The 6551-nt window shown below is 48.7% G+C and carries 8 protein-coding genes; 1 reads left to right on the top strand and 7 read right to left on the bottom strand.

Annotated features, from left to right (window positions below):
• The 7 genes from VGK02_02845 to rpmH all read right to left on the bottom strand — a co-directional run.
• Positions 1-1260, bottom strand: a 1260-nt coding sequence (locus VGK02_02845) for an FAD-dependent oxidoreductase (protein ID HEY3373982.1), incomplete at its 3' end; no start/stop codon positions are given.
• 142 nt (positions 1261-1402) lie between these two features.
• The gene (gene mnmE / locus VGK02_02840; GenBank protein HEY3373981.1) at positions 1403-2803 is read right to left on the bottom strand and encodes a tRNA uridine-5-carboxymethylaminomethyl(34) synthesis GTPase MnmE; all 1401 of its coding nucleotides are present in this window, start codon (positions 2801-2803) and stop codon (positions 1403-1405) included.
• Positions 2804-3011: 208 nt separating this feature from the next.
• Positions 3012-3695 (bottom strand): RNA-binding cell elongation regulator Jag/EloR, encoded by a 684-nt coding sequence (jag, locus tag VGK02_02835; GenBank protein ID HEY3373980.1) that lies wholly within the window; start codon positions 3693-3695, stop codon positions 3012-3014.
• Positions 3679-4356 carry a YidC/Oxa1 family membrane protein insertase gene (locus tag VGK02_02830; protein HEY3373979.1) on the bottom strand — a complete coding sequence of 226 codons (678 nt, stop codon included), beginning with the start codon at positions 4354-4356 and terminating at the stop codon, positions 3679-3681. The genes jag and VGK02_02830 overlap by 17 nt, the downstream gene beginning before the upstream one ends.
• Positions 4357-4372: 16 nt before the next feature.
• Complete coding sequence (gene yidD / locus VGK02_02825) at positions 4373-4582, bottom strand: membrane protein insertion efficiency factor YidD (GenBank protein HEY3373978.1); 210 nt, start codon at positions 4580-4582, stop codon at positions 4373-4375.
• Positions 4554-4922, bottom strand: coding sequence for a ribonuclease P protein component (gene rnpA / locus VGK02_02820; GenBank protein ID HEY3373977.1), 369 nt, complete (start codon positions 4920-4922; stop codon positions 4554-4556). The genes yidD and rnpA overlap by 29 nt, the downstream gene beginning before the upstream one ends.
• Before the next feature lie 5 nt (positions 4923-4927).
• Entirely contained in the window at positions 4928-5062 is a 135-nt protein-coding gene (rpmH, locus tag VGK02_02815; GenBank protein HEY3373976.1) for a 50S ribosomal protein L34, read from the bottom strand.
• 644 nt (positions 5063-5706) lie between these two features.
• On the opposite strand from rpmH, the gene VGK02_02810 reads away from it, so the two are divergent.
• Complete coding sequence (locus VGK02_02810; protein HEY3373975.1) at positions 5707-6549, top strand: ATP-binding protein; 843 nt, start codon at positions 5707-5709, stop codon at positions 6547-6549.
• Positions 6550-6551 lie beyond the last annotated feature (2 nt).

The following is a 6551-nucleotide window of genomic DNA, read 5'->3' as shown; positions in this document are numbered from 1 at the left end:
TACGCCTTTTGTAACCAGGTCATCGATGAGTACACCGATGTACGCCTGGCTGCGATCCAGGATAAACGGCTCTTCGGAGCGCACTTTGCGAACGGCGTTAATACCGGCGATTAAGCCCTGGGCAGCGGCCTCCTCATAGCCGCTGGTGCCGTTAACCTGTCCTGCAGTAAACAATCCCGGTATTGTTTTTACTTCTAAGCTTTGCGAAAGCTGATCCGGGTGGAGAAAATCGTAGGTAACCGCATAGCCTGGTCGCATAATGCGAGCATGCTCTAAACCTTTAATAGAGTGAACCAGGTCTACCTGCACATCTGCCGGCAGTGATGTAGATAAGCCCTGGATATAGTATTCCTGGCCGGTATCGTCTTGGGGCTGCAAGAAGATCGGATGGTGGGAGCGATCAGGGCTGTGAACCACCCGGTCTTCGATTGATGGACAATAGCGCGCGCCGGTATGACGGCCCTCTGTGGTAAACAATGGCGAAGCTTCCATATTATCTACGACCAGCGCTCCGGTTGCCTCTGTTGTTTTTGTTTTGTAGCAAACTAACGATTGCGGTGTGAACTCCCGGGTCCAGAACGAGAATGGTTCAGGCGTGGGGTCCGGCGCTTGTACTTCCAGGGCAGCAACATCTGTGGTTGCCGCATTTATCCTGGGTGACGTGCCGGTTTTAAAGCGCCCCATCCTGATTCCCAACCTCGATAAGCACACTGAGAGCTCCGGCGCTGCGATTTCCGCGTGGCGGCCCGCCGGCTCACGAACCTTACCGTAAGCGATCTCGCCACCAAGAAATGTGCCCGCTGTTAGAACTACGGTTTTCCCGGCGAATCGCTCACCGAACGCCGAGGTAACGGCAATACCTGTATCCGTCGGCCGTATATCGACAATTAACGCTTGGCGGATAGATAAGTTTTCCGTGCGCTCAAGTAGAAACTTCATCGAAAGTTGGTATTGGCGCCTGTCAACAATAACAAAGGGCGCTTGAACGGCCAACCCTTTTGCAGTGTTTGACCGGCGAGAGTGCAGCGTGCACGCATCCGCACGACGGGCCATCTCGCCACCCAGCGCATCAATCTCACGCACCAGCTGGCCCCTTCCCGGCCCTCCTATTGATGTGTTGCACGGCAATATTGCTATTGTATCTAGGCTAATTGTTAAAAGAAGCGTCACCGCACCCATGCGCGCCGCAGCGAGTGCGGCTTCACAGCCGGCATGCCCCGCTCCGATAACAACTACATCATAAATTCTGTCTTCTACCATTGTTATTCCGTCCTAAATGGCGCATTTTCCTGTGAAACGCGCGTGTTACGTATAAAATGCCAAATGTTCTTGTATCAAGAACATTTGGCGCATTGCATTACTAAACGAGCCCTTCTGCTTTTTTATCTTGTTCATTATTTGTTTACTTACCTATGCAGAACTGGCTAAATATCCTACTTAAGATATCCTCGGTTACCGTTTCCCCGGTTATCTCACCCAAATCGCGCAAGATGTCGCGAAGTATCATCGCAATAATTTCTTCCGGCTGCTCGTCCCGTAGAAGCGCTATCGCTTCATCGAGTCCATGTAGGGCTTTATCTAAAAGTTGTTCGTGCCGTGCATTTGTAATGATTGTGGTACCAGGTGCAGCGATGTCTCCGTCAAATAAAAGTTTTTCGACAGCGCTCTCAAGCTGGTTGATGCCGTCCCCGGTGTACGCCGAAAGCTCTACGATCGCGTTTATTTTGTTATCCTTGTACCTTGCGCGCGCGCTTTGCGCTTGCGGAAGATCGCTCTTATTAACAACGAGAATCGATGGGGTACACGGCAGCTCGCCAATAAGCGCGTCATCGTCTTCAGTAAAATCATTGCTGCCGTCAACAACACAGATCACCAGCTCGGCTGTTTGCATGGCTTTCTTTGTAAGTTCAACACCGATGCGTTCGATATGATCGTCTGACTCGCGGATTCCGGCGGTATCCTTCAGAATAAGCGGGATTCCAGAGACCGTCACCGTTTCCTCAATAACATCGCGCGTCGTTCCGGGAATCGGTGTAACAATCGCCCTCTCGCGGCGGAGTAACGCGTTGAGCAGGCTCGATTTACCCACGTTGGGCCTTCCCACGATCGCCACGCGAATGCCCTCTTTAATCATGCGACCGCGCACTGCAGTCGCGAGCAGTTCGTCGATGTGAATGTGGGTTTTCTGTAGTAAATCAAGCAGCTCGGTTAGCGGTAGGGTTTCGATGTCCTCATCCGAGAAATCGACGGCCGCTTCGACTTGTGTGAGCACGTCGGCTACACGCTCGGCAATCTCGTTTATATTGTTTGAGAGCCCGCCTTCCAACTGGTCGGCGGCAGCTTTTAGCGCAATCTCCGTTCGGGACTGAATCGTGTCGATAACCGCTTCTGCTTGTGTTAAATCGATCCGGCCGTTTAGAAACGCCCTCTTGGTAAATTCACCGGGGTCGGCAGCACGTGCACCGGCTGCTAACGCAAGTTGTAGTGTTTTTCTCACCGCCATAATACCGCCATGACAATTTATCTCGACGACATCTTCCTTAGTATAGGTATTCGGCGCACGCATGACCGTGATAAGTGCCTCGTCGACTCGGCTTCCATCCACCGGGTCGACGACATCGGCCAAGCACATACTATGGCTTTTCCTGTGCTCAAGCGCTGTCGCTGTTGTATTTCTACAAGATACTATCTTTTGTGCAATTTTTATTGCATCGTCGCCGCTGATGCGAATAATGCCGATTCCACCCTCACCCATTGCGGTAGAAATTGCGGCAACCGTATCATTAATATACAACCGTATCACGGCTTAAAACCCCTTGCCTTCCATATTACTCACCTATTTTACTGGCAGGTATGTTCATTATTAGTTAACAGCTGTTAACTAATAATGAACGGGCGCTTGTTAACTATTTATGTACAAATGTTCATTTGTGCTTATGGTCTTACTTATTAAAAAACACCCGGCTAAGCCTTGCCGGGTGTTTTTTGTAATATTGGTAATACTGCTTCGATTATACCTTTGGTGTAATTACCACTTGCCGGCTTGGCTCCTCGCCTTCGCTCACCGTGTGCACCTGGTCGTTATCTTGAAGCGCCAAGTGTACCATTCTTCTATCATATGAGTTCATCGGCTCCAACGCTACTGCACGCCCCATGCGAAGCGCCTTGGTCGCGGCGATTCGCGCTGTCTCGGTCAGTGCTTCGGCACGGCGCTGACGGTAGCCCTCTACATCGATAATAACTTTCTTATCGGTACCGGCTTTTTTCAACACCACATTTACAATGGTTTGAATTGCGGCAAGTGTTTCGCCGTGCTTGCCGATGAGTACCCCTGGGTCGCTCCCCGAGATATTGATCTGCACCACATCCTCGCCCTCAACAACTACAATGTCACCGCTTACGTGTGATGTGTGCATAATGTCTGCAATCAGTGCGACCGCTTTATCAAGCCCGCTTTCATTTTGTGAGCGGTCGGCGTCGCTTTGCTTCTCACTCTTTTCGGTTTCAGCCATATGTTCATCCTCGGCAATAGTCGCTCTTACCCTAGCTTTACCGCCGCCCCTCCCAAAGAAGCCTTTTTTCTCTTCTTCGAGTGTCTCTATCTCGACTTGTGAGCGATCGACGCCGAGTTCGCTGAGCGCCGTCTGGATTGCTTCCTCGACCGTGCCGCCCTCGGTTTCAATTGTTCTCGCCATTTTTAACCTCCGCTTTTGTTGACGCGAGCCGGACCATCACATATTGCTGTCCAATTGTCCAAATATTTGTTGTCACCCAATATACTAGGACCCCGGCTGGTAGGCTCCAACCAAAGATAACCATGATAGGCATCATATAGAGGCCCATTTTTTGCTGTTGTGGGTCGGTCGTCATCATCCGCTGCGGTATATAGGTGGTGGCCGCTAAGAGAAGTATTAGTATCAGATATGGGATAAACGGCATAAACCCCATAGCATAGCTCTTGCTCGGCGCAAGCCCTAATTGAAAGAACCCGAGTGATGTTGAAGCCAAAATTGCTTTGTTTACACTTAGCATCCGAAATAGCGCATAAAATATCGGAAGCTGCAGGATCAGCGGCAAACATCCGCCTAGCGGGTTTACTTTGTGCTCCGAATAAAACTTCATCATTTCTTGCTGAAGTTTTTCCTTGTTGTCTTTGTATTTGTCCTGCAGTTCACGCAGTTTCGGCTGTAACCGCTGCATCTCGTACATTTGCTGTGTCTGACGCACTGTCAGCGGCAATATAACTATTCGCACTAACACAGTCAGCAGTATGATGGCGACACCATAATCCGACACCACATTGTTGTGCAAAAACGTTAAGATGCTCGCAAGCACATCTATAATGGGCTGTAGCAAGCTTGTTCCTCCTTATCTATTTTACTGGATCGTATCCTCCCGGAGAGAACGGGTGGCAGCGTAACACGCGGCCTGTGGCCATGACCCCGCCTTTTATTAATCCATGTTTCTCTATCGCTTGGAGGGCATAATGCGAGCACGTCGGATAAAACCTACACGATGGTGGTGTTAGTGGTGATATTGCTTTTTGGTATATTTTAATCAGCGCTATCGCAATCTGTTTCATGATCTTTATTTATAAGCCCTGCCTTTGCGAAAATATCAATAAAAGTCTTTTCAACCTCGTGAAAAGACTTTCCCTTGATTGGCTGCCTCGCTATGATAACAACATCATAACCCTTTTTAATATTCGCTGCGTTACCGCGGATTGCTTCTTTCAGAAGCCTGCGTATTCTATTACGAGTAACCGCAGATCCCACTTTCCTTGATACCGAAAAACCGATGCGCAGCGTACCTCCGTCCCGTCGCATGAAATAGACTACGAGGTCTCTGTTGGCCTTCGATGTGCCGGCCTTATATACCTCTTGATAGTCTTTCGCCGCTGTTAAGCGCTGCTCCCGGCGCATATCGGTTAAGCAGAAAGGCGTTCGCGGTTTTTCCGACGGCGGTTTGCAATAATCTTGCGGCCGGAGCGCGTCCGCATTCTAATTCTAAAGCCGTGGGTCTTTTTTCTCTTCCTATTATTAGGCTGAAACGTCCTCTTCATGTCATCTCCTTATATTAAAAGAACAGCAATTATTATATTGTTGCTCATCAGCACTGTCAAGAAAACCAGTATACCCGCCGGGGTGCCCGACCTGTGGATAATGTGAATAACTTCAATTCGCCGTTTTATATTTTTGAATACACCGTGTATTAGTAGGAATATAAGGGCGAGCGCACAGGGCATCCGAGCCCTTATTATCGCATAAACCAGCAGGTCATTATAGTATAAAAAATATTTAAGTACCTCACCTGTGTGTTCGACCCTTTTCGTGTGTAAAACGCGATGCGCGTCCGACCGCGAAAATTGATCGCGGTAGTTTTCCACAGGTCAGCTTCAGCCGTGAAAAAATTTTGGGTTTGTTGGAAGTAAATTTCTGGGTTTCTCCACGTCTGTTATGATTATGACCGTCCGGTTTTCGCAATTTTTGCGACTTTTCCACACATGTGGAAAGTTCTGTGGATAACTTCTATAAAATTGCTGGCAGAATATTATCATTGGCTTTCCAATTTACGCACGAAAAGATAGCGGTTTGTTTTTCATCACGAAAACCCGGTGTAAAATTCATACCCATTGGTTTATTATTTTATCCACAGACTGTTAATAACTTTGGGGATAACTTAATTCCTGATATAGTGGAAATACAGATGGAAAACTACTTTCAACGATTTGTCGAAAATTTAGAGCACGACCGCGAGGTTGCCCACCAAGACGGGGTGGAGCACGACCGGCGTGTGATACAACGTGCGCAAACCGCCAATACCGGTGTGGCGCGGATTATGGCACGTCTTGCAGTGTATGATTCGCTCAGGGCGGCGCCTCGCGTCCACGAACTTGATGCTGAAGACTATCAGGGTCTTATAGATGCGCTGGCCACAAAAACGTACCAGGCGGCCAAAGAAATCGGTGGAAATATGCCGTATACCGTGCTTCGCGAAATCATCGAGAATTTAATCCACGCCTATTTTACAGAAGTTGTGGTTAGTGTGTTTGATGGCGGCAATACTATCCGCATCTCCGATCAGGGGCCTGGTATTAAACAAAAAGAAAAGGCGTTCGAGCCGGGATTCTCTACCGCCACGGCCAATATGAAACGGTATATAAAAGGTGTTGGCTCCGGCCTGCCCATCACAAAAGAAGCGCTCTCATTTCTCGGCGGCGCAATCACTATTGAGGATAATCTCAACCAGGGAACGGTTATTACGCTGAAAATTCCAAGTCAAGCGACAGCGTCTGTAAACATCCCACGCCCACAAGATATACAATCGGTCGACCTAAACAAACGACAGCAGCAGGTTTTGTTCCTCATTATGGAACTCGGCTGTGTCGGTCCGTCGAAGATTGCACAAGAACTCAGCATTAGCCTTAGCACCGCATACAGAGATTTGATATACTTGGAAGAAAAATCCTTAATATACTCTGACGAGCAAGGCAAGAGGGTCCTCACACCGGCAGGTACAGAATTCTTAGACGAGATACTCAGGCCATAATA

Origin of the sequence: Candidatus Aquicultor sp., from assembly GCA_036504445.1 — a bacterium.
Taxonomy (GTDB): domain Bacteria; phylum Actinomycetota; class Aquicultoria; order Aquicultorales; family Aquicultoraceae; genus DASXVE01.
The sequence above is the reverse complement of the archived record's forward strand: the minus strand, read 5'-3'. Positions and strand labels throughout refer to the sequence as shown.